At 55.6% G+C, this 21,263-nt stretch carries 18 protein-coding genes; 12 read left to right on the top strand and 6 right to left on the bottom strand.

Annotated features, from left to right (window positions below; translation table 11 throughout):
* Window positions 1-152 precede the first annotated feature (152 nt).
* From atzF to arsC, 12 genes are all read left to right on the top strand, one after another.
* Window positions 153-1,955, top strand: a complete 1,803-nt coding sequence (atzF, locus tag EIP93_RS11915; RefSeq protein ID WP_125232746.1) for an allophanate hydrolase — start codon at window positions 153-155, stop codon at window positions 1,953-1,955.
* Window positions 1,948-5,562, top strand: coding sequence for an urea carboxylase (gene uca, locus EIP93_RS11910; protein WP_125232745.1), 3,615 nt, complete (start codon window positions 1,948-1,950; stop codon window positions 5,560-5,562). Before atzF ends, uca begins: the two co-directional genes overlap by 8 nt.
* 49 nt (window positions 5,563-5,611) lie before the next feature.
* Complete coding sequence (locus tag EIP93_RS11905; RefSeq protein ID WP_116362104.1) at window positions 5,612-6,415, top strand: GntR family transcriptional regulator; 804 nt, start codon at window positions 5,612-5,614, stop codon at window positions 6,413-6,415.
* Window positions 6,412-7,680 (top strand): urea ABC transporter substrate-binding protein, encoded by a 1,269-nt coding sequence (gene urtA / locus EIP93_RS11900; RefSeq protein ID WP_125232744.1) that lies wholly within the window; start codon window positions 6,412-6,414, stop codon window positions 7,678-7,680. Before EIP93_RS11905 ends, urtA begins: the two co-directional genes overlap by 4 nt.
* A 440-nt stretch (window positions 7,681-8,120) precedes the next feature.
* Window positions 8,121-9,710: an urea ABC transporter permease subunit UrtB gene (gene urtB / locus EIP93_RS11895; RefSeq protein WP_125233339.1), complete on the top strand. Its 1,590-nt coding sequence runs from the start codon at window positions 8,121-8,123 to the stop codon at window positions 9,708-9,710.
* Between the two features lie 11 nt (window positions 9,711-9,721).
* On the top strand, window positions 9,722-10,798 hold the full coding sequence (gene urtC, locus EIP93_RS11890) for an urea ABC transporter permease subunit UrtC (RefSeq protein WP_125233338.1): 1,077 nt from the start codon (window positions 9,722-9,724) through the stop codon (window positions 10,796-10,798).
* Between the two features lie 61 nt (window positions 10,799-10,859).
* The gene (gene urtD, locus EIP93_RS11885) at window positions 10,860-11,648 is read left to right on the top strand and encodes an urea ABC transporter ATP-binding protein UrtD (RefSeq protein WP_174447486.1); all 789 of its coding nucleotides are present in this window, start codon (window positions 10,860-10,862) and stop codon (window positions 11,646-11,648) included.
* 1 nt (window position 11,649) lies between these two features.
* Window positions 11,650-12,348: an urea ABC transporter ATP-binding subunit UrtE gene (gene urtE, locus EIP93_RS11880; protein ID WP_010295596.1), complete on the top strand. Its 699-nt coding sequence runs from the start codon at window positions 11,650-11,652 to the stop codon at window positions 12,346-12,348.
* A 128-nt stretch (window positions 12,349-12,476) separates the two neighbouring features.
* Complete coding sequence (locus EIP93_RS11875; RefSeq protein WP_103940248.1) at window positions 12,477-12,926, top strand: hypothetical protein; 450 nt, start codon at window positions 12,477-12,479, stop codon at window positions 12,924-12,926.
* Window positions 12,927-13,049: 123 nt separating this feature from the next.
* Window positions 13,050-13,370: a metalloregulator ArsR/SmtB family transcription factor gene (locus EIP93_RS11870; protein WP_109225761.1), complete on the top strand. Its 321-nt coding sequence runs from the start codon at window positions 13,050-13,052 to the stop codon at window positions 13,368-13,370.
* A gap of 46 nt (window positions 13,371-13,416) precedes the next feature.
* Complete coding sequence (locus tag EIP93_RS11865) at window positions 13,417-14,706, top strand: arsenic transporter (RefSeq protein ID WP_116162936.1); 1,290 nt, start codon at window positions 13,417-13,419, stop codon at window positions 14,704-14,706.
* Between the two features lie 12 nt (window positions 14,707-14,718).
* Window positions 14,719-15,144, top strand: a complete 426-nt coding sequence (arsC, locus tag EIP93_RS11860; protein ID WP_116166905.1) for a glutaredoxin-dependent arsenate reductase — start codon at window positions 14,719-14,721, stop codon at window positions 15,142-15,144.
* Window positions 15,145-15,178: 34 nt separating this feature from the next.
* On the opposite strand, the gene EIP93_RS11855 is transcribed toward arsC, so the two are convergent.
* The 6 genes from EIP93_RS11855 to EIP93_RS11830 form a co-directional block, all read right to left on the bottom strand.
* Window positions 15,179-16,003, bottom strand: coding sequence for an amino acid ABC transporter ATP-binding protein (locus EIP93_RS11855; protein ID WP_102116484.1), 825 nt, complete (start codon window positions 16,001-16,003; stop codon window positions 15,179-15,181).
* A 24-nt stretch (window positions 16,004-16,027) separates the two neighbouring features.
* Window positions 16,028-16,972 (bottom strand): amino acid ABC transporter permease, encoded by a 945-nt coding sequence (locus EIP93_RS11850; protein WP_102116485.1) that lies wholly within the window; start codon window positions 16,970-16,972, stop codon window positions 16,028-16,030.
* Window positions 16,973-17,049: 77 nt separating this feature from the next.
* Window positions 17,050-17,604: a GNAT family N-acetyltransferase gene (locus tag EIP93_RS11845; protein WP_125232743.1), complete on the bottom strand. Its 555-nt coding sequence runs from the start codon at window positions 17,602-17,604 to the stop codon at window positions 17,050-17,052.
* Window positions 17,605-17,689: 85 nt separating this feature from the next.
* On the bottom strand, window positions 17,690-18,661 hold the full coding sequence (locus EIP93_RS11840) for an ABC transporter substrate-binding protein (RefSeq protein ID WP_125232742.1): 972 nt from the start codon (window positions 18,659-18,661) through the stop codon (window positions 17,690-17,692).
* A gap of 74 nt (window positions 18,662-18,735) precedes the next feature.
* Window positions 18,736-19,671 carry a transporter substrate-binding domain-containing protein gene (locus EIP93_RS11835; RefSeq protein WP_125232741.1) on the bottom strand — a complete coding sequence of 312 codons (936 nt, stop codon included), beginning with the start codon at window positions 19,669-19,671 and terminating at the stop codon, window positions 18,736-18,738.
* Between the two features lie 22 nt (window positions 19,672-19,693).
* Window positions 19,694-21,022: an LLM class flavin-dependent oxidoreductase gene (locus tag EIP93_RS11830; RefSeq protein WP_103860636.1), complete on the bottom strand. Its 1,329-nt coding sequence runs from the start codon at window positions 21,020-21,022 to the stop codon at window positions 19,694-19,696.
* Between the last annotated feature and the right edge of the window lie 241 nt (window positions 21,023-21,263).

The raw sequence follows: 21,263 nt of genomic DNA, 5'->3' as shown, positions 1-21,263 counted from the left end.
GCAACCGTGCTCTGCGATGGCGCACGGTTGTTCCTTTTTTGTGCATGGCAATCATTCTTTCCTATTTAATTACATAAAAATCAACAGGGTAAAAGCTGGCATGGTTTTCGCTTTAGTGAATTCAATCTTGTATACCAGATGGGATTCACATCATGCCAATAATGACAGGACTCACGCTTCAGGAATGGAAACAGCATTACCAACAGCAGGCCGATCGCGTGGGCGAGACGCTAGGCGCGCTGCTCGCCAGTTTGTCGCCGGACGATCCGGCCTGGATCGCGCTGGCGACACCTGAGCACCTTCAGGCGCAGATCGCGGCGTTATTGCCTCAGTATCGTGAAAACCCAGACGCACTACCGCTGTTCGGCGTTCCCTTTGCCGTCAAAGACAATATTGATGTCGCGGGCTTACCGACGAGCGCGGCGTGTCCGGCCTTTACCTATCTGGCTGATAAGGATGCGACTGCCGTTGCCAAACTGAAAGCGGCGGGGGCGATTGTCGTAGGCAAAACCAACCTCGATCAGTTTGCGACCGGTTTGGTCGGCACGCGCTCGCCGTTTGGTGCGGTGCCGAATACCTTTAATGGTGAATACATCAGCGGGGGTTCCAGTTCGGGCTCGGCTTCAGTGCTGGCGCGCGGGCTGGTTGCTTTTTCGCTGGGAACGGATACTGCCGGGTCGGGGCGCGTTCCCGCTGGGTTTAACAATATTGTCGGCCTGAAGCCGACGAAAGGGTGGCTATCGGCAAGCGGTGTCGTACCGGCCTGTCGCCTGAATGACACGATTTCCGTGTTTGCACTGACCGTCGAGGATGCGTTTACCGTCGCCGAACTGGCTGGCGGGTACGATGAGACGGATGCCTACTCGCGCTGTCATCCGGGGCGGTCACCGGCTGCGCTGCCAGCGAAGCCGCGCTTTGCTATCCCCAGCGATCCGACCTTTTTTGCTGACGCTGTCGCACAGGCGGCATGGCAGCAGGCGCTGGTCGAATTAGAAGCGACGGGCGCGACGCTGCATCCCATCGATTTCAGCATTTTCACGCAATTAGCCGATCAGCTTTATCAAGGCCCCTGGGTGGCAGAACGCACGGTTGCGGTGGGCGACATGCTACAGCAGCCAGAAAACATGGATCCGGTAGTGCACGGCATTGTGGCGAGCGGCGAGCGTTTCAGCGCGGTAGAGGCCTTTAAAGCGGAGTACCTGCGTGCCGAACTGGCGCGACAGATTCAGCAGACGCTGGCGTCGTTCGATGCGTTAGTCGTGCCGACCTCGCCGACGATCCACACGCGTGAGGCGATGAAGCAGGAACCGGTGCGCTACAACTCTCAGTTAGGTACCTACACCAACTTTACCAATCTGGCCGATCTTTCGGCGCTGGCGCTGCCGGCACCTTTCCGTACCGATGGTTTACCAGCGGGTATCACGCTGATTGCGCCTGCCTGGCACGACCGTGCATTAGCGAGTTTTGGTCTGCGCTGGCAGGCTCAGTTGGCGCTCACGCTGGGTGCAACGGGAAAAACGCTGCCTGCGGGACAGGCCACCTTGCCTCCTTCGGTATTACACGTCCGTCTTGCCGTTGTCGGCGCGCACCTGACGGGCATGCCGCTGAACCATCAACTGACCCGCCGCGATGCGGTGCGGGTGGAAGAGACGCGCACGGCGGAAAATTATCGCCTTTATGCACTGGCGAATACGCAACCGGCCAAGCCCGGTTTAGCGAAAAGCACTGACGGCGCAGCGATTATCGTCGAACTGTGGGACATCCCGCTGGCGCGCTTTGGTGAGTTTGTCGCAGAAATTCCTGCGCCGTTGGGCATCGGCACGCTGACGTTACTCGACGGACGGCAGGTGAAAGGCTTTATCTGCGAACCGGCTGCGCTGAGCGACGCCGTAGATATCACCGAGTTCGGCGGCTGGCGTCACTGGCTTGCCCGTCAGGAGGCATCCCATGTTTAAGACCGTGCTGATCGCTAACCGCGGCGAAATTGCCTGTCGTGCCATACGCACGCTGAAGCGGTTGGGAATAACCAGTGTGGCGATTTATTCCGATGCGGATAAAAACGCGCAGCATGTGAAGGATGCAGACATCGCCGTACCGATTGGCGGCGAGAAGGCCAGCGACAGCTATCTGTGTATCGATAAAGTGCTTGCCGCCGCGCAGCAAACGGGGGCTGAGGCGATCTGGCCGGGCTACGGTTTTCTGTCAGAGAGCCTGCCGTTTGCCGCCGCCTGTGAAAAGGCGGGCATCGCGTTTGTCGGGCCAACCGCGCAGCAAATTGGTGAGTTTGGCCTGAAACACCGCGCCCGTGAATTAGCCGCTGCCGCCGGTGTACCGATGACGCCGGGAACGCCGCTGCTGGCCTCGTTGGAGGACGCGCTGGCCGCCGCCGAAGACATTGGCTATCCGATAATGCTCAAAAGCACTGCCGGAGGTGGCGGCATTGGCCTGACGCGCTGTGCAGATGCGGTGGCGTTACGCGCGGCGTGGGAGAGCGTGCGTCGTTTGGGCGAACAGTTCTTCAGCGATGCAGGTGTTTTCATCGAACGCTGTATCGATCGGGCGCGTCACGTCGAAGTACAGATTTTTGGCGATGGTAAAGGTCGCGTGGTCGCGCTGGGCGAACGCGACTGCTCATTGCAGCGGCGCAACCAGAAGGTCGTGGAAGAAACACCCGCACCGCATTTGCCAGACGCCACGCGCGCGGCGTTGCTGGCCTCCGCGGTGAAGCTGGGCGAACTGGTCAGCTACCGCAGCGCGGGAACGGTGGAATATATCTACGATGCCGAGCGCGATGCGTTCTTTTTCCTCGAAGTGAATACCCGTTTGCAGGTTGAACACCCGGTGACGGAGTGTGTCACCGGACTGGATTTGGTCGAATGTATGCTGCGCGTTGCGGCGGATGAACCGCTGGACTGGACACAATTGACGCAGGCACCGCGTGGTGCCGCGATTGAGGTGCGCATTTATGCGGAAGATCCGCTGAAAAACTTCCAGCCTAGCCCCGGCGTGCTGACCGAAGTGGCGTTTCCTGATGGCGTGCGGGTTGATGGTTGGGTGAGCACTGGCACCGAGGTGTCGGCGTATTACGATCCGATGGTCGCCAAACTGATTGTCCATGCAGAAACCCGTGACCTGGCGCTGGAGAAGATGCAGCAGGCGCTGAATGCCACGCGTTTGCACGGTATTGCCACTAACCTCGATTACCTGCGTCAGATTATTGCTACCGATGCGTTCCGCAACGGGACGGTCTGGACGCGGATGCTCGACAGCTTTACGCCGTCCGCGTCGGTGATTGAGGTGATTCAACCCGGTACCTGGAGCAGCGTGCAGGACTATCCCGGACGCCTCGGCTATTGGGATATCGGCGTGCCGCCATCTGGCCCGATGGACGATTTCGCGTTCCGTCTGGCAAACCGTATCGTCGGCAACGATGAATCCGCGGCAGGGCTGGAGTTTACGCTGCAAGGCCCGACGCTGCGTTTTCATCATGAAGCGGTGATTGCGCTGACGGGAGCAGATTGTCCGGCGACGCTGGATGGCGAAACGGTGCCATACTGGCAGCCGCTGACGGTAAAGGCCGGACAAACGCTGACGGTGGGGCGTGCGCAGTCCGGCTGTCGTACCTATCTGGCGGTGCGTAACGGTATCGATGTGCCGCAGTATCTCGGCAGTCGTTCGACCTTCGCGCTCGGGGAATTTGGCGGCCACGCCGGACGAACGCTGCGCGTGGCGGATATGCTGGCTATTTCTCAACCCGACTTACCAGCCTGCACCACACCCGCGCCCGTGAGCGTACCACAGGCCGTGGACGCCGCGCTGATTCCGCAGTATGGCAACGAATGGCGCATTGGCGTGCTCTACGGCCCGCACGGTACGCCGGATTTCTTTACCCACGCGGCGATTGATGAATTTTTCGCGGCGGAATGGCAGGTGCATTACAACTCGAACCGACTCGGCGTGCGTCTGGTGGGGCCAAAGCCAAGCTGGACGCGGGCGAACGGCGGTGAGGCGGGTCTCCATCCTTCCAACGTTCACGACTGTGAATACGCCATCGGCGCAGTGAATTTTACCGGTGACTTTCCGGTGATCCTCACGCGGGACGGGCCGAGTCTGGGCGGGTTTGTCTGTCCGGTCACCATTGCCAAAGCGGAACTGTGGAAAGTCGGTCAGGTTAAGCCGGGTGATCGTATTCGTTTCCACCCGATCAGCGCGGATGAAGCGCTGGCGCTGGAAAAGGCGCAGTCTGACAGCGTTTCTACGCTGGGTACGGCGCATACGCCTGCATTTGACGTCCCCTCGCTGGCGACAACAGAATTTGGCTCCGCCACGGTGCTGGATGCGGTACCGGCAACTGCGACCACGCCAGCCGCCGTGTATCGTCAGGCGGGAGATAACTACATTCTGATCGAATACGGCGATAACGTGCTGGATCTGGCGTTGCGGCTGCGTATTCATCTGCTGATGGTGGCGATCCGCGCTGCTGAGACGGTGGGAATAGAAGAACTGTCGCCCGGCGTGCGTTCGCTACAGGTGCGCTACGACAGCCGGATTATCCGCCAGCGGGCGCTGTTGGACGTGCTGTTGCATCTGGAACGTCAGCTTGGCGACGTAAGCCAAATGAAAGTGCCATCGCGCATCGTCTATTTACCGATGGCGTTTGAAGACACCGCCACGCTCGGCGCGGTGGAACGCTACCGCGAAACCGTGCGTGCCAGCGCGCCCTGGCTGCCGAATAACGTCGATTTCATTCAGCGCATTAACGGGTTACCACGCCGTGATGACGTGCGCGACATTATTTTCGATGCCAGCTATCTGATTCTGGGATTAGGTGACGTTTATCTCGGTGCCCCCTGTGCGGTACCGATCGATCCGCGCCACCGTCTGCTGAGTTCCAAATACAATCCGGCGCGTACTTTCACCGCCGAAGGCACGGTCGGTATCGGCGGGATGTACATGTGCATCTATGGCATGGATTCGCCGGGTGGCTATCAACTGGTGGGGCGCACGCTGCCTATCTGGAACAAATTCCTCAAAAACGATCAGTTCATCGCGGGTGAACCGTGGTTGCTGCGCTTCTTCGATCAGGTGCGGTTTTATCCGGTCAGCGAAGCCGAACTCACGGCGCTGCGCGATGACTTCCGCGAAGGACGCGCGGCGATCCGCATCGACGAAACCGAGTTTGATTTTGCTGAGCACTCGCGTTTTCTGACGGAGCAGGCCGACGATATTACCGCGTTCCGCCAGCGTCAGGCCTCGGCGTTTGAAACGGAAGTGGCGCTGTGGCAGCAGGAAGATGACAGCACGCCGCAGGAGGAGGTTTCAATTGCCCCCGTGGAGAACGACGAAGACGCGTTTCAGGTCAGTGCAGATATGAACGGCAACATCTGGAAAGTGCTGGTGAACGTGGGGGATGTCATCGAAACCGGACAGCCACTGATTATCGTCGAAGCCATGAAGATGGAGCTGACGATTAGCGCGCCGCAGTCTGGTCGGGTGAAACGCATCGGCTGCCAGCCGGGGCGACCGGTCAGCCCCGGTGATGCCTTGCTGTGGTTGGAATAGATATTGGAATAAAAGGGCTGGCTGAATAAACGGCGAGGCGGAGAAAACGATGCGAGCAGGCACACAAAAGAGCAGCAAAGATCGCCCGGAAGCGCTGGCGGAGCGGGTGTATCAAACGCTGAAAAACGACATTTTCGACTTTCGCCTGATGCCGGGCGACCGCTTTAGTGAAAATGAAATTGCCGAACGGATGTCGGTCAGCCGTACGCCAGTGCGTCAGGCGCTGTTCTGGCTGGAGCGGGAAGGCTATGTCGAAGTTTATTTCCGCAGCGGCTGGCAGGTTCGTCCGTTTGATTTTGAATATTTCGAGGAACTGTATGACTTCCGCATCGTGCTGGAGCGCGAAGCTATTCGGCGGCTGTGCGGGATGCCGCCGGGGCGCTGCGCCGAGCTATTGGCGGACCTAAAACGCTTCTGGATTGAAGAACCGCGTCTGGACGACGGCAAGATCGTCTCCCGCTACGACGAAGGGTTTCACCGTGGGCTGGTGATGGCGGCAGGCAACAGCGAAATGGCACGGGTTCATAGCGAACTGACGGAGAAAATCCGCATTATTCGCCGCCTCGATTTCACCCGCGAAGATCGTATTGACGCGACCTATAAAGAACATGCCCGCATTTTGCTGGCGATATTGCAACAGCACACCGAGGAGGCGCAGCGCATTCTGACCGACCACATTGCCGTCAGTAAGGCCGAAGTCAGGAAGATCACCTTACACATGCTACAGCAGGCGCGGCCTCAATCTATTTCTACCCAATCTATTTCAACGACATCTGTTTCTACTGAACGTGTTTCACCTGATGCATCACACGATTCCATTCTCACTCAACACGACTTAAGGGCTAATAAATGAAAAGACGTTCATTGCTAAAAGTTTTTGCGCTTTCTGCGACAGTGGTTGGTATGGGGTTGTCCTGGAGCGTGCAGGCAGCAGAAACCATCAAAGTCGGCATTATGCATTCGCTGTCCGGCACGATGGCGATTTCAGAAACGCCGCTGAAGGATGTGGCGCTGATGACGATTGATGAAATCAACGCCAAAGGCGGCGTGTTGGGTAAAAAACTGGAGCCGGTGGTGGTCGATCCGGCCTCGAACTGGCCGCTATTTGCCGAGAAGGCGCGTCAACTGCTGACGCAGGACAAAGCGGCGGTGGTGTTTGGGTGCTGGACATCGGTATCGCGTAAATCGGTTCTGCCGGTGTTTGAAGAGTTAAACGGGCTGTTGTTCTACCCGGTGCAGTATGAAGGTGAAGAGATGTCGCCGAACGTGTTCTACACCGGCGCGGCACCGAATCAGCAGGCGATCCCAGCTGTGGAATACCTGATAAGTGAAGACGGCGGGGCGGCGAAGCGTTTCTTCTTGCTGGGTACTGACTATGTGTATCCGCGTACTACCAACAAGATCCTGCGCGCGTTCCTGCATTCGAAAGGCGTGCAGGACAAAGATATCGAGGAAGTCTATACGCCGTTTGGCCACAGCGATTACCAGACCATCGTTTCCAACATCAAGAAATTCTCGACGGGCGGTAAGACGGCGGTGGTTTCCACCATCAACGGCGATTCCAACGTACCGTTCTATAAAGAGCTGGCAAATCAGGGAATCAAAGCGACCGATGTGCCGGTTGTCGCGTTCTCGGTCGGTGAAGAGGAACTGCGCGGGATCGACACCAAGCCGCTGGTCGGCCATTTAGCCGCGTGGAACTACTTTGAGTCGGTAGATAACCCCACCAATGCCGACTTCGTGGAAGCCTACAGAGCCTATGCCAAAGCGAAAAACCTGCCGAACGCGGGCACGGTGGTGACTAACGATCCGATGGAAGCGACCTATGTCGGCATTCATATGTGGGCGCAGGCGGTAGAGAAAGCGGGCACTACGGACGTGGATAAAGTGCGCGCTGCGATGGCCGGCCAAACCTTTACCGCACCGGATGGCTTTACGCTGACGATGGACAGCACCAATCACCATCTGCACAAACCGGTGATGATTGGCGAAATCGAGGAAAACGGTCAGTTCAACGTGGTCTGGCAAACCGATCAGCCGGTTCGAGCCCAGCCGTGGAGCCCGTACATCGCCGGTAACGATAAGAAGCCCGATCATCCAATAAAAGCAGCGCAGTAAATTTGAGTTTCAGGCCTTAATCGTTTTGTTATCCGGCGTAAAAAATTATGCATCGGTAGGTATGACCGCCGAGTGAGCGGCATGGATGCCGCGAAAGTCAGTGCCGCGTAGGACAAAAACGTCAGAGACGTTTTTGAACAGCACGTATGCTGGCCCGAAGGGCGAGTCCCATTTATGGGGCGAGTAATCGCGTCACTGGCGGCTCGATTAGCGGTCATAATACCGATGGCACCGCGCAGCGGCATAATTTAGCCGGAAGCCTGGGTTCGCAGGGCTGCGGCGATTGAGCGCCCTGCGTCGGGCGCGCATACGGTATTGCATATGAATGGCGGCGTTATAGCGCACGAAATACTCACTGTGCCAGCATAAAAACGTGGCTGTGAGACTGCTGGATATATAAGGCAAAATAAATGGTGCCGAATAGATATTATCTCTCTTATATGGCGGACATTGCGATGATGAGTCATCGATTATCTACGTTTGTGCTGTCGCTGTGTCTGATGTTTCCGCTGCTGGCACAGGCCGGGCCTGCGGCCGATTTCGCCACCGCCAGCCGCACGCAGCAGGCTGAACTGCTGCAACAATGGGCCGCCGCGCCAGAACCCGCACGCTTGCCGCTGTTACAGGCGCTGCGCGACGAGTCGGTTGTGCTTGATCGGAACCAGCAGCCGTTTAGGGATGTGCAGGGCACATTAACGCCGCTGGACGGGAACGCGGAACCGGTTGGTGCGACCAAAAAACTGTTTATGAATAACCGCCTGCGCAGTCTGGTTGCCACCGCGCTGGCCGCGCATCAGCTTGTCAGCGATGACGCCGCAACGCGCCTGAATGCGGTACGGCAGCTACAGAGCGACAGCAGTACGGAACAGCTGCCGCTGTTGGTACAGCGACTTAACGTAGAGAAAGATGCGCAGGTACACGATGCGCTGAATACCGCTATTGCGACCCGGCAATTAAGCGATCACAATCCGCTGGTGCGCCTTGAGGCGGTCAAACGCTTAGGGCAGACCGGCGACCCGCAGATGCAGGCGCGCTTACAGCCGTTGACGCAGGTACAGAACGAGCCGGATACCGGCGTGCGAGCGGCGGCGCAGGAGAGTCTGGATCAGATTAAGCAAAGTTTGATCGTCGGCGATCTGCTGGGGCAGGCGTTTACCGGGCTGTCGCTCGGGTCAATCCTGTTGCTGGCGGCGCTGGGTCTGGCGATCACCTATGGGCTACTTGGCGTTATCAACATGGCGCACGGCGAAATGTTGATGCTGGGCGCGTACGCAACCTGGTTGGTGCAGTCGCTGTGCCAGCAGTTTGCGCCGAGCTGGCTGGCGTATTATCCGCTGCTGGCGCTGCCTGTTGCCTTCTTTATCACCGCTGGCGTCGGTATGGTGCTGGAACGCACGGTGATTCGTCATCTTTACGGCCGCCCGCTGGAAACGCTGCTGGCGACCTGGGGTATCAGCCTGATGCTGATCCAACTGGTGCGTATGCTGTTCGGTACCCAAAATCTGGAAGTCGCCAATCCCGCATGGCTGTCTGGCGGGCTGCGCCTGCTGCCAAATCTGGTGCTGCCGTATAACCGCATCGCGGTGATTGTGTTCGTCCTCGGCGTGCTGCTGCTCACCTGGTTACTCCTCAATAAAACCCGCCTTGGCATGAATGTGCGGGCAGTGACGCAAAACCGGGCGATGGCGGACTGTTGCGGCGTGCCGACAGGCCGCGTTGATATGCTGGCCTTCGGGCTGGGCTCCGGCATCGCTGGTTTGGGCGGCGTAGCGCTGTCGCAACTGGGCAATGTCGGGCCGGAGCTGGGACAGGGCTACATCATCGATTCATTCCTTGTCGTCGTACTGGGCGGCGTCGGGCAGCTTGCAGGGACGGTGGTCGCCGCCTTCAGCCTTGGCATTCTCAACAAAGTGCTGGAACCGCAGATTGGTGCGGTGCTGGGTAAAATCGTCATTCTGGTACTGATCGTGCTGTTTATTCAGAAACGGCCACAGGGGCTGTTTGCATTCAAAGGACGGGTGATTGACTGATGACGCAATCTATTACGCAACCCATGACGATAACCCTGACGCAGCGCGCACCGCGACTCATGCTTGGCCTGGGTTCTATCGCGTTTCTGGCCTTGCTGATCCTGCCGTTTCTCGCGCTGTTGCCCGCAGAGGATCCGCTGGCGATCTCCACTTATACGCTGACGCTGATCGGCAAAATCCTGTGCTATGCGATTGTCGCCGTTGCGTTGGATCTGGTGTGGGGCTATGCCGGGCTGCTGTCGCTCGGTCACGGCCTGTTTTTCGCGCTGGGCGGTTACGCGATGGGCATGTACCTGATGCGGCAGGCGGCGGGTGAGGGAATGCCTGCATTTATGTCATTTCTGTCGTGGACGGAACTACCGTGGTTCTGGGCGGGAACCCAGTATTTCGTCTGGGCGCTGTGCCTGATTGTGCTGGTACCGGGCGTGCTGGCGTTTGTGTTCGGCTGGTTTGCGTTCCGCTCCAAAATCAAAGGCGTGTATTTCTCGATCATGACGCAGGCACTGACCTACGCTGGGATGCTGCTGTTCTTCCGTAACGAAACCGGCTTTGGCGGCAATAACGGGTTTACCGGCTTTACGACGCTGCTGGGTTTCCCTATTACGGCCACCGGTACACGCATTGGGCTGTTTGTCGCCACCGTGCTGTTGTTGATCGCCAGCCTGCTCGTGGGATTTGCGCTGGCGCGCAGTAAATTTGGGCGCGTGCTGACGGCGGTGCGCGATGCGGAAAACCGTCTGATGTTCTGCGGTTACGACCCGAAAGGCTTCAAGCTGTTTGTCTGGACACTTTCCGCTGTGCTGTGCGGGCTGGCGGGCGCACTCTATGTGCCGCAGATCGGCATCATCAATCCGGGTGAAATGTCGCCGACCAACTCCATCGAAGCCGCCATTTGGGTGGCGCTGGGTGGGCGCGGGACGCTGATCGGACCGCTACTCGGCGCAGGTATCGTCAACGGGGCGAAAAGCTGGTTTACCGTGGCTTTTCCCGAATACTGGCTGTTCTTTTTGGGGCTGATGTTTATTCTCGTCACGCTGTTTTTGCCGCGTGGCGTGATTGGATTGCTGACGAGGAAGAAACATGACTGAGCCTCTATCTGTGCCATCGGTTCCCGCGCCTGCACAAACTGTCGCGACTCAGCCCGTATTGATGGAGCCAAAGTTCGCGCAGCCGCATCCGTCGGATCGCCATAGGCATCAGACCGATCCGGTGCTGCAACTCGACAAGATTAACGTGAGCTTTGACGGTTTCCGCGCGCTCACCGATCTCTCGTTGCAGATTGGTGTCGGGGAACTGCGTTGCATCATCGGCCCAAACGGCGCGGGAAAAACCACGCTGATGGATGTCATCACCGGTAAAACGCGACCGGATAGCGGCAAAGCGTTTTACGATCAGTATACCGACCTGACGACGCTATCGCCGGTAGATATCGCCCGCGCGGGAATCGGCCGGAAATTCCAGAAGCCAACGGTGTTTGAAGCGCTGACGGTGTTTGAAAACCTTGAAATCGCGCTGAAAACTGACAAATCAGTGTGGGCAAGCCTGCGTGCCAGACTGAACAGCGAGCAGCGTGACCGGATTGACGACACGTTGGCGCTGCTGCGGCTAGGCCACGAACGGCAACGGCCCGCGGGGCTGTTATCACATGGGCAAAAGCAGTTTCTGGAAATCGGCATGTTACTGGTACAGGAGCCGCATCTGCTGCTGCTCGATGAACCCGCCGCCGGGATGACGGACGCAGAAACGGCCTATACCGCCGAGCTGTTCCGCAGTCTGGCTGGCAAACACTCGCTGATGGTCGTGGAGCACGACATGGGCTTTGTCGAGAGCATCGCCGACCGCGTCACCGTGCTACATCAGGGGCAGGTGCTGGCGGAAGGATCGCTACGCGAAGTACAGGCAAATGAACAGGTGATTGACGTTTATCTGGGGCGCTAACATGTTAGAGATTGCAGAACTGAATCAATATTATGGCGGCAGCCACATCTTGCGCGGCCTGTCGTTTGAGGTCAAACCCGGCGAGATTACCTGTCTGCTAGGGCGCAACGGCGTGGGGAAAACTACGCTGCTGAAATGCCTGATGGGGTTGATTCCCGCGAAGTCCGGCACGATTCGCTGGCAGGGGGAAGCGATTAACTCGCGCAAACCCTATCAGCGCGTGCAGTCTGGCATTGCCTACGTGCCACAGGGGCGGGAAATATTTCCTCGGTTGACGGTGGAAGAAAACCTGTTGATGGGACTGTCGCGCTTTCCGGGCAAACAGGCGCGGCAGGTGCCGGATGAGATCTACCAGCTTTTCCCCGTGCTGGATGAGATGAAACAGCGGCGCGGCGGCGATTTGTCCGGCGGGCAACAGCAGCAATTGGCGATTGGTCGTGCGCTGGCCTGTAAACCACAGTTGCTGATTCTGGATGAGCCAACCGAAGGCATACAGCCGTCGGTGATTAAAGAGATCGGCGCGGTGATTCGCCAACTGGCACAGCGTGGCGATATGGCGATTCTGCTGGTCGAGCAATTTTACGACTTCGCCGCCGAGCTGGCCGACAGCTATCTGGTGATGTCCCGTGGAGAAATCATCCAGCGTGGACGAGGAGAAACGATGGAACAGGACGGTGTGCGGGGGCTGGTCGCGATTTGAATGTGATTACTTTAACCCTACGCCGCCAGGACAAAAGTTTCGGGCCGCTCAAGCTAGCTGTGTAAGATATAGCTTTAAGAAGATAGTTCATTGTTTATCTTCAGCTAAAAAGGAAAGGGAACTTAAGGATGAGTACATCGCTGAAAATTTTTGCTGTGTTTGGCATCACCGTTATTGCTGCTGCGGTCGGTTCTCTATGGCCCTACATCAAAATGAATTTTGCTGGAAGTGCACATTATACCGAGCAGGACAAAAGGGAATATGCGTTCTATACCCCCGACTTTCTAAAAGCAATGCCGCGTATTACCGATCGCTATGACTTCAATTTTTCAAACGTAACGGGCCCGGAAGCTAAAGTATGGACGGTAAATTTTTATGGCACTGACGATACCAGCAAGGTTCATACTTACCTGACATCGATGGGTTATGAGAAACAGGATCATTGCGATGTTGAGGCTGAATGCTGGCGAGCGGCGGGCACTAAGGACGTCGTGACGGTTGCGACGTTTGATACCGATAAAAGCGTGATGGTTCAGGTTTACAGCAGTCCGTCTACTGCGCCACTACCGCCGGAATAACCGTGTAACGACGCAAATCATAGTGTCATTTCTGCTTTGCCTTACTGTATTTTTCATTGGGTGATTTCAAAGCTAACACATATGAATTATCATATGTGTATCTTGAGTGCGTTGGGACCAAAAATGTTACAGCCCGTCCAACTTTTCAAAATCCTTTCCGATGATACTCGGCTATCCATCATCTTGCTGCTTAGAGAAGCGGGAGAATTGTGCGTCTGTGATATCTGTACTGCGACTACGGAATCTCAGCCTAAAATTTCCCGCCATATGGCGATATTACGTGAGTCAGGTTTGGTTCTAGACCGCCGTGAAGGAAAATGGATTCATTATCGATTGTCTCCACACATGCCTGCCTGGGCTGCAGAAACGATTCATACCGCATGGCAATGCCTGCGTGATGACGTGCGTCGGTGTCTGGCTAAATCTGCTTCTTCTTCATGCTGAAATAGGAAGGGGTATATTCTTTTTTCCATATATGATGAGGTTTGAAATGTTATTGGCAGGAATCATATTTTTACTGACCTTGATCCTGGTGATTTGGCAACCCAGAGGTCTCAGTATCGGATGGAGTGCCAGCATCGGGGCCGTATTCGCGCTGTTCTGCGGGGTTATTCACCTCAGCGATATTCCGGTTGTTTGGAATATTGTCTGGAACGCGACGGCGACGTTTATTGCGGTGATTATCATCAGCCTGCTGCTTGATGAGTCGGGATTTTTTGAATGGGCGGCACTGCACGTATCGCGATGGGGAAACGGGCGCGGGCGTCTGCTGTTTACCTGGATTGTCTTACTGGGCGCTGCCGTTTCTGCGTTGTTTGCCAACGACGGCGCCGCGCTGATCCTCACGCCGATTGTGATTGCGATGCTGTTGGCTTTGGGCTTCAGTAAAGGTACGACGTTGGCGTTTGTTATGGCTGCCGGATTTATTGCTGATACGGCTAGCCTGCCGCTGATTGTTTCTAATCTGGTTAACATTGTGTCTGCCGATTTTTTCAACCTTGGGTTTGCTGAATATGCATCGGTTATGGTTCCCGTCGATATTGCAGCGATTATCGCGACGTTGATTATGTTACACCTGTTTTTTCGCAAGGATATCCCTGCAACCTACGACGTATCTCGGTTAAAAGTACCGGCAAGTGCCATTAAGGATCTGGCAACGTTCAGAGCGGGTTGGATTGTTTTGGTGCTTCTGCTTACCGGATTTTTCGTCCTCGAACCTTTGGGGATTCCCGTCAGTGCTATTGCGGCCGTGGGCGCAACTATTCTGCTCGCAGTGGCAAAAAAAGGTCATGCCATCAATACGGGTAAGGTACTGCGTGGTGCGCCATGGCAGATCGTAATTTTCTCACTCGGTATGTATTTAGTGGTCTATGGCCTGCGCAACGCGGGGTTAACGGAATATCTTTCCAGTATTCTGAATCTGTTTGCGGAGAAAGGATTGTGGACTGCCACACTTGGCACTGGCTTTATGGCCGCGCTGCTTTCCTCAATCATGAACAATATGCCCACCGTGTTGATTGGTGCCTTATCTATCGACGGCAGCACCGCATCTGGTGTTGTTAAAGACGCAATGATTTATGCCAACGTCATTGGTTGCGATTTAGGACCCAAAATTACGCCTATTGGCAGCCTGGCGACACTGCTTTGGTTACATGTGTTATCACAGAAAAACATGACGATCGGTTGGGGATACTATTTCCGTATCGGAATTGTCATGACACTGCCTGTGCTGCTTGTCACGCTGGTTGCGCTGGCGCTGCGGCTATCCATCACGTTGTAATGAGATATTGATATGAGCAAAATAACGATTTACCACAACCCCGACTGCGGCACTTCGCGTAATACGCTGGAGATGATCCGTAATAGCGGCGCAGAACCCACGATTATTTACTATCTTGATACGCCGCCTTCGCGTGATGAATTGGTCACACTGATTGGCGACATGGGAATGACGGTTCGTACCTTGCTGCGCAAGAACGTAGAACCTTACACACAACTGGGGCTTGCTGAAGAAAGATTTACTGACGAACAGCTCATTGATTTCATGTTGCAATATCCGATCCTGATAAACCGTCCGATTGTCGTTACTCCGTTGGGAACCCGACTATGTCGTCCATCAGAGCAGGTGCTGGATATTCTCCCCGATCCGCAGCGAGGCGAATTCACCAAAGAAGATGGTGAAAAAATCACTGATAAATTGGGTCAACGCGTGAAATAGAGCCAGAAGGGGTCATCTGGCTCTATGCGTTTTCTCACAGCACCTTATTCAAAAAGTTGATCGTTCGCGGGTGGCGAGGATGGTTCAGCACCTGCCAGGAATCGCCGCTTTCGACAATTTTTCCGTCTACCATAAATACGACGCGGTCAGCGACTTCGCGCGCAAAGCCGATTTCATGTGTGACGACAACCAGCGTCACACCAGATTGGGCGAGTGATTTGATGACATCCAACACTTCCCCAACCAGTTCGGGATCGAGCGCGGACGTCGGTTCATCAAACAGCATCACTTTCGGCTTAAGTGCCAGCGCGCGAGCGATGGCGACGCGCTGTTGCTGGCCGCCAGAAAGGTGACGGGGATAAGACTGTGCTTTATGGCGCAGGCCGACGCTTTCCAGCAGAGTAAAGGCAATATCTTCCGCTTCCTGACGCGAATACAGCTTATGCGCCAGCGGGGCTTCAATGATGTTTTCCAACACGGAAAGGTGGGGGAACAGATTAAAATTCTGGAATACATAGCCGACGTTGATGCGTTGACGTAGCACGTCCTTTTCTTTTAACTCATAGAGCGTATTCCCTTTGCGACGGTAGCCGATGTAATCGCCGTCGATGCGGATAAATCCTTCGTCTACGCGTTCAAGATGGTTAATGGTGCGCAGCAGCGTGGATTTCCCTGAGCCGGACGGGCCAAGGATCACGGTGACGGAGCCGGGAGCCAGCGTCAGATTGATATCCTCCAGCGCTTTATGCTGGCCGAAATATTTCGCTACATTACGGATTTCGATCAGCCCAAGGGCATTTTCTGCCTGTGGCTGGGCGGTGGTGCGGGCATGAGCAAAATAATCGATAGCTTCAGACATGGTGAATCTCCAGAATCTGGGGGGTTAACGTGCGCGCTTGCGCGTCAGGAAACGGACGAGTCTCTGGCGCGGTGTTAGCGGCATTTCACGCACCGCACCGCGGGACACATAGCGTTCCACGTAGTATTGGATGACGGATAGCACCGTGGTGATCAGTAGATACCAGATGGTGGCGACCATCAGCAGCGGAATAACCTGCTGCGTACGGTTGTAGATAACCTGAACGGTATAAAACAGCTCTGGCAGCGCCAGCACATAGACAATTGAGGTACCTTTAGCGAGGCTGATGATCTCGTTAAAACCGGTAGGCAGAATCGAACGCAGCGCCTGCGGCAGAATGATGCGTACCGTACGGCGACCGCCGGGCAGGCCGAGTGCCGCAGAGGCTTCAAACTGACCCGCGTCCACGCCAAGAATACCGCCGCGAATAATCTCCGCCGTATACGCGGATTGCACCAGCGTCAGGCCAAGTACGGCAACGGAAAATTGATCCAGAAGATCAATCGTCGGATAGTTCAGGAAGACGATTGAGGTGAAGGGAATCCCCAGCGCCAGCTCGTCATAGAGATACGAGAAATTGTACAGAATGATCAGCACCAGAATCAGCGGCAGCGATCGGAACAGCCAGATATACAGCCACGACAGGGTGGAGAGCAAATAAGACGGCGAAAGCCGGGCCAGCGCTAGCGCGGTGCCGAAAAAAATACTGAACAACGTACCCAGCGCGGTCAACAGCAGCGTTTGTCCCAGTCCGGCAAGGATCACCGGATTAAAAAACCACTCGGCAAAGACCGACCACTCCCAACGCGGGTTCAGCGCGATTGACTGAATAATTCCGGCAAAAATAAATAGCGAAAACAGCGCGCCGGCAAAGCGAAAAGGGTAACGCGCGGGAACAATGTTCAACGGCGGTTCCTGTGTCTGGCTCAGCGGTGGTTGTTGAGAAGACGTGTGTAGAGATTGCGTCATGATCGATACCCGTTGAATGTGATGCTGAAAAATAGCGTTTTGTTGTTAGTGCATAGGGCTATTACCGTGCGCAAGGGTCAACACACATTCAAATGGCGGGTGATAAGCTCGACTTCCGTTTGCCGTGCAACCTGTGGCGTCGCCGTGGCGAACAGGGCTTTCTTAAACGGTAAACGCCCGTCGTAAGGTGGAATGCTGTAGGTCACTGGATCGACGGTGATATCGAACTGAGGGGTATACCCGTGGCTCAGATATAAACTCACCGCTTCAGGCTGGCGGAAACCGGTCGTCAGGAAAAAATGCTGGTAGCCTAATCGCTGGGCGTGTTGTTCCAGCTCTTGCATCACTTTCCCCGCGAGCCCCTGACGGCGCAGCGAGTTATCCGTCCATACCCGCTTAATTTCGGCAGTGGTGCTGTCGTAGCGTTTAAACGCACCGGTGGCAATCGGTACGCCCTGACGCAGCAGTGCAATAAAAATACCGTGCGGCTGCTGGTAGATGCCCGGTGGATCGCTTTCCCGCTCACCAAAAAAGCCGCCATAGCGCTGTTCATATTCCGCGAACAGGCCGTCGATAATGGGAGCCACGATGGGATCCTCGGGCTGGGTAACAATGAAAATGTCGTCGGACATGAGGTACTCCTGATTCATTAGCGTATACGGGCTATCGGTAACCATGACGTGTCGATCATGGCGTCCCGATAGCCATCGGGCGGTATTAATCGCCCAGCCCTGGCGGATTGATTTCTGAACGGTCGATACGTTCGATACTTTCGCCCCAGCGGTTCAGCACTTTGTCGTATTCGCCGCTTTTAATTACGCCGTTCAGCGCGGTGTTAATCGGCTGTACCAGCCCGCTGCCTTTGCGCGTGGTGACCGCGATATGGGCGACGTTGGGGTAACCGCCGTTGACCGTACCGACATGCTTAACTTTGCCCGTCAGCTCTGCTTTGTAGGCACCGATCACGTTGGGACCGAAATAGGCATCGGAACGGCCGGATTGAAGGCTCAGGTTGGCAGCCGCATCATCCGTGACATAAACCGGCTGAAAGGCGGGCAGGCCGTTGGCGCGATTCTGTTTATCCCACGCCAGCAGCACCGCTTCCTGATTGGTGCCGGAACCAACAATAATCTTCAGCCCGGCGATGTCCTTCGCTTCTTTAATGGACTGAATCTTACTGGTGGATTTCACGTAGAAGCCGAGCGAGTCGATGCGGTAGGTGGCGAAATCGAACTTTTCCTTGCGCGCTTTGGTGACGGTAATGTTGATGATGGCGGCATCATACTTACCGGAGGCCACGCCGAGCGGCCAGTCTTCCCATGAGGTTGGAACGATATTCAGTTCCAGCCCGAGACTGTCGGCTACCAGTCGGGCGATATCCGGCTCGCTGCCCACCACGGTTTTGTTGTCGTCGGCCAGAAACGCCAGCGGCGGTGACGACCCCAACGCGGCAATCGCGACGGTGAGTTTACCCGGCGTGACGAATGTAAAATCGGCCGGAATCTGCGCAATCGCCTCCGCATTTTTCGGTGCATGGATCGGCTGTTGGTTGGCTTTCAGGTCGATGGCTGCCTGTGCGCCGGTCGTGACAGACAGCGTCCCGAGCAGCAGCGATCCCGTCAGTAGCCTTGTCAGCAGCGATGGGCGCATGCGATGTGAGTTGGATGAATATGCGATCTCTTTTTGCATTTTTTTTCCCTTGCAGGTGACTATTTATAATGGTTTTCGTGACGCTGTCACTTTTGTGAATGTGTCGCGTTTACTTAATCGCCGATACCCGGCGGGTTCACCACGGATTGCGTGATTTTTTCATCGTCTTCACCCCAGCGATCCAGAACCTGTGCGTAACTGCCGTTGTGGATCGCGCCATTGATGGCGGTGCTGATTGGCTGCGCCAGACCGTTGCCTTTCTGCGTGGTGACTGCGACGTAAGCGACCGTCGGGCCTTTGCCTACCATGCGTGTCTTGCTCGTCAGCGCCGCTTTATAAGCCCCGATGGAATGGGGGCCGAAAAACGTATCGACGCGCCCGGACTGGATGCTCAGGTTGGCGGCGGCATCGTCGGTGACGTAAACGGGCTGTACGGGAGGTAGACCACTGGCGCGGTTTTGCCGACCCCAGCCCAGCAGAATGTTTTCCTGATTAGTGCCGGAGCCGACAATCACTTTCAGACCCGCGACGTCTTCTGGCTTGTTAATTGACGTAATCTTGCTGGTCGATTTCACGTAGAAACCGAGCGTATCAATGCGATACGTGGCGAAGTCGAACTTTTCTTTGCGCAGTTTCGTCACCGCGATATTAAAAATGGCGGCGTCGTATTTCCCTGCCGTGATGCCCAGCGGCCAGTCTTCCCAGGAAGCGGGCACCAGCTTTAGCTCCAGCCCGAGGCCGTCGGCTACCAGTCGCGCAATATCGGCATCGCTGCCGATAAGCGTTTTGTTATCGTCAGCCAGCAGCGACAGCGGCGGTGAGCTGAGCGCTGAAACGGCAATCGTCAGCTTACCCGGCGTGACGAATTTGAAATGAGCCGGGATCTGCGCGATGGCCTCAGCATTTTTATCAGTACGAATAGGCGTTTGGTTGGCCTTCAGATCGATACGGCTCACGAATCCCGCGTCTTGCGCCTGCACGTTTGCCACCAGCGTGGCACTCAATAGTGCCGCCACGCGGGTTACCGTGATAAAAGGGGAACGTTTCACAGTGAATCTCCTGTTGCGCGAACTAGCGCGTAAATTGATTCACCGGATAATCCAGCGCCAGATTTTCCCGCAGCGTGTAGCCGGGGTATTCCTGACGGAACAGGCCGCGCTGTTGTAGCAGCGGAACGACGCGATCGACAAAGTGGTTGAGCGTCTCCGGCGTGCCGCCCTGAATGATGAAACCGTCGGCTGCACCGTTTTCAAACCAGAGCTGTAAACCATCCGCCACCTGCTCAGGCGTGCCGCTGAAGACGGGACGCGGTGATGCCGCCTCTAGCGCGACCTGCCGTAGCGTTAAGCCTTTTTCCTGCGCGTTGCGTTTGATTTCATCGGTGGTGCTGCGGAAACTGTTTTTCCCTAGATCGCCGATATCGGGGAAGGGCTCATCCAGCGGGTGTTGTGAGAAGTCATAGTGCTCAAAATAGCGTCCCAGATAATTGAGAGCGTCCTCAATCGTCACCAACTGCGCGGTTTCCTGATACTGACGCTCTACGTCTTCCGCGTCGTTGCCGACAATCACGCTGACGCCCTGAAAAACGTGCAATTGATCGGCCCGGCGACCATTTTCTTCCAGCTTCTGTTTCACTTCGCGGTAATAGCGCTGTGAGTCTTCCAGCGTGTGTTGATGGGTGAAGATGGCATCGGCGTGTTTGGCGGCCAATTTTTGCCCGTCTTCAGACGCACCAGCCTGAAACACAATCGGGCGGCCTTGCGCGGATCGGCCAATATTTAGCGGCCCCTGTACCGAGAAGAATTCTCCCTGATGATTCAGCGTGTGCAGCTTCTCAGGATCGAAGAATTGTCCGCTGGCTTTGTCACGAATAAAGGCATCGTCTTCCCAGGAATCCCACAGGCCTTTCGCCACCTGAAGGAACTCATCGGCAATACGGTAGCGCAACGCGTGTTCCGGGTGCTGTTGACGGGAAAAGTTTTTCGCCGATCCTTCCAGCGGCGATGTCACAACGTTCCAGCCTGCGCGGCCGTTGCTGAGATGGTCGAGGCTGGCGAACTGCCGGGCGGTGGTAAACGGTTCGGAATACGACGTCGAGAGTGTGCCAACCAGACCAATATGTGTGGTGACGGTAGCCAGCGCGGACAACAGTGTCAGCGGTTCAAAGCGATTGAGAAAGTGGGGGATAGATTTTTCATTGATATACAGGCCGTCTGCCACGAAGACAAAATCAAATTTCCCTTGTTCGGCTTTTTTTACCGCATCTAAAACAAAGCCAAAATTAATGCTGGCGTCGGGTACGACGTTTTTATGCCGCCACGCGGACATATTTCCCGCTGCGCCCTGTAATATTAAACCCAGTCTTAATTGTCGATTTGCAGATGTTTGTTTTTTACTCATTGTCAGAAACCTTTTTATTAATTGAATGTGCTTATTATTAATTGAGCGTACTTATTGTTAATTAAACGAACTTCCATGAAAGTGAAAACAGTCCATCAATAAACCGTCAGCCAATAAACAAGCCATCAATAGGCATTCACGTATTCAATGAAAGGTTAATAAGACGTTAATAGTGTGTTTTCACTATTGATGAGGCGAGGCGTGATGTAAAACAACAAAAATGGATAATGAAATTCAAAAA

It is taken from the genome of Pectobacterium versatile (assembly GCF_003932035.1).
Classification (GTDB): domain Bacteria; phylum Pseudomonadota; class Gammaproteobacteria; order Enterobacterales; family Enterobacteriaceae; genus Pectobacterium; species Pectobacterium versatile.
The sequence above is the reverse complement of the archived record's forward strand: the minus strand, read 5'-3'. Positions and strand labels throughout refer to the sequence as shown.

Excerpts from the sequence above, each read along its gene's own strand:
- uca (WP_125232745.1), top strand. The coding sequence starts at position 1,948 with ATGTTTAAGACCGTGCTGATCGCTAACCGCGGCGAAATTGCCTGTCGT.
- EIP93_RS11855 (WP_102116484.1), bottom strand. The coding sequence starts at position 16,003 with ATGTCTGAAGCTATCGATTATTTTGCTCATGCCCGCACCACCGCCCAG.
- EIP93_RS11845 (WP_125232743.1), bottom strand. The coding sequence starts at position 17,604 with ATGTCCGACGACATTTTCATTGTTACCCAGCCCGAGGATCCCATCGTG.
- EIP93_RS11870 (WP_109225761.1), top strand. The coding sequence starts at position 13,050 with ATGTTACAGCCCGTCCAACTTTTCAAAATCCTTTCCGATGATACTCGG.
- urtA (WP_125232744.1), top strand. The coding sequence starts at position 6,412 with ATGAAAAGACGTTCATTGCTAAAAGTTTTTGCGCTTTCTGCGACAGTG.
- EIP93_RS11850 (WP_102116485.1), bottom strand. The coding sequence starts at position 16,972 with ATGACGCAATCTCTACACACGTCTTCTCAACAACCACCGCTGAGCCAG.
- EIP93_RS11905 (WP_116362104.1), top strand. The coding sequence starts at position 5,612 with ATGCGAGCAGGCACACAAAAGAGCAGCAAAGATCGCCCGGAAGCGCTG.
- urtB (WP_125233339.1), top strand. The coding sequence starts at position 8,121 with ATGGCGGACATTGCGATGATGAGTCATCGATTATCTACGTTTGTGCTG.
- EIP93_RS11830 (WP_103860636.1), bottom strand. The coding sequence starts at position 21,022 with ATGAGTAAAAAACAAACATCTGCAAATCGACAATTAAGACTGGGTTTA.
- urtD (WP_174447486.1), top strand. The coding sequence starts at position 10,860 with ATGGAGCCAAAGTTCGCGCAGCCGCATCCGTCGGATCGCCATAGGCAT.
- arsC (WP_116166905.1), top strand. The coding sequence starts at position 14,719 with ATGAGCAAAATAACGATTTACCACAACCCCGACTGCGGCACTTCGCGT.
- EIP93_RS11840 (WP_125232742.1), bottom strand. The coding sequence starts at position 18,661 with ATGCAAAAAGAGATCGCATATTCATCCAACTCACATCGCATGCGCCCA.
- EIP93_RS11865 (WP_116162936.1), top strand. The coding sequence starts at position 13,417 with ATGTTATTGGCAGGAATCATATTTTTACTGACCTTGATCCTGGTGATT.
- urtE (WP_010295596.1), top strand. The coding sequence starts at position 11,650 with ATGTTAGAGATTGCAGAACTGAATCAATATTATGGCGGCAGCCACATC.
- atzF (WP_125232746.1), top strand. The coding sequence starts at position 153 with ATGCCAATAATGACAGGACTCACGCTTCAGGAATGGAAACAGCATTAC.
- EIP93_RS11875 (WP_103940248.1), top strand. The coding sequence starts at position 12,477 with ATGAGTACATCGCTGAAAATTTTTGCTGTGTTTGGCATCACCGTTATT.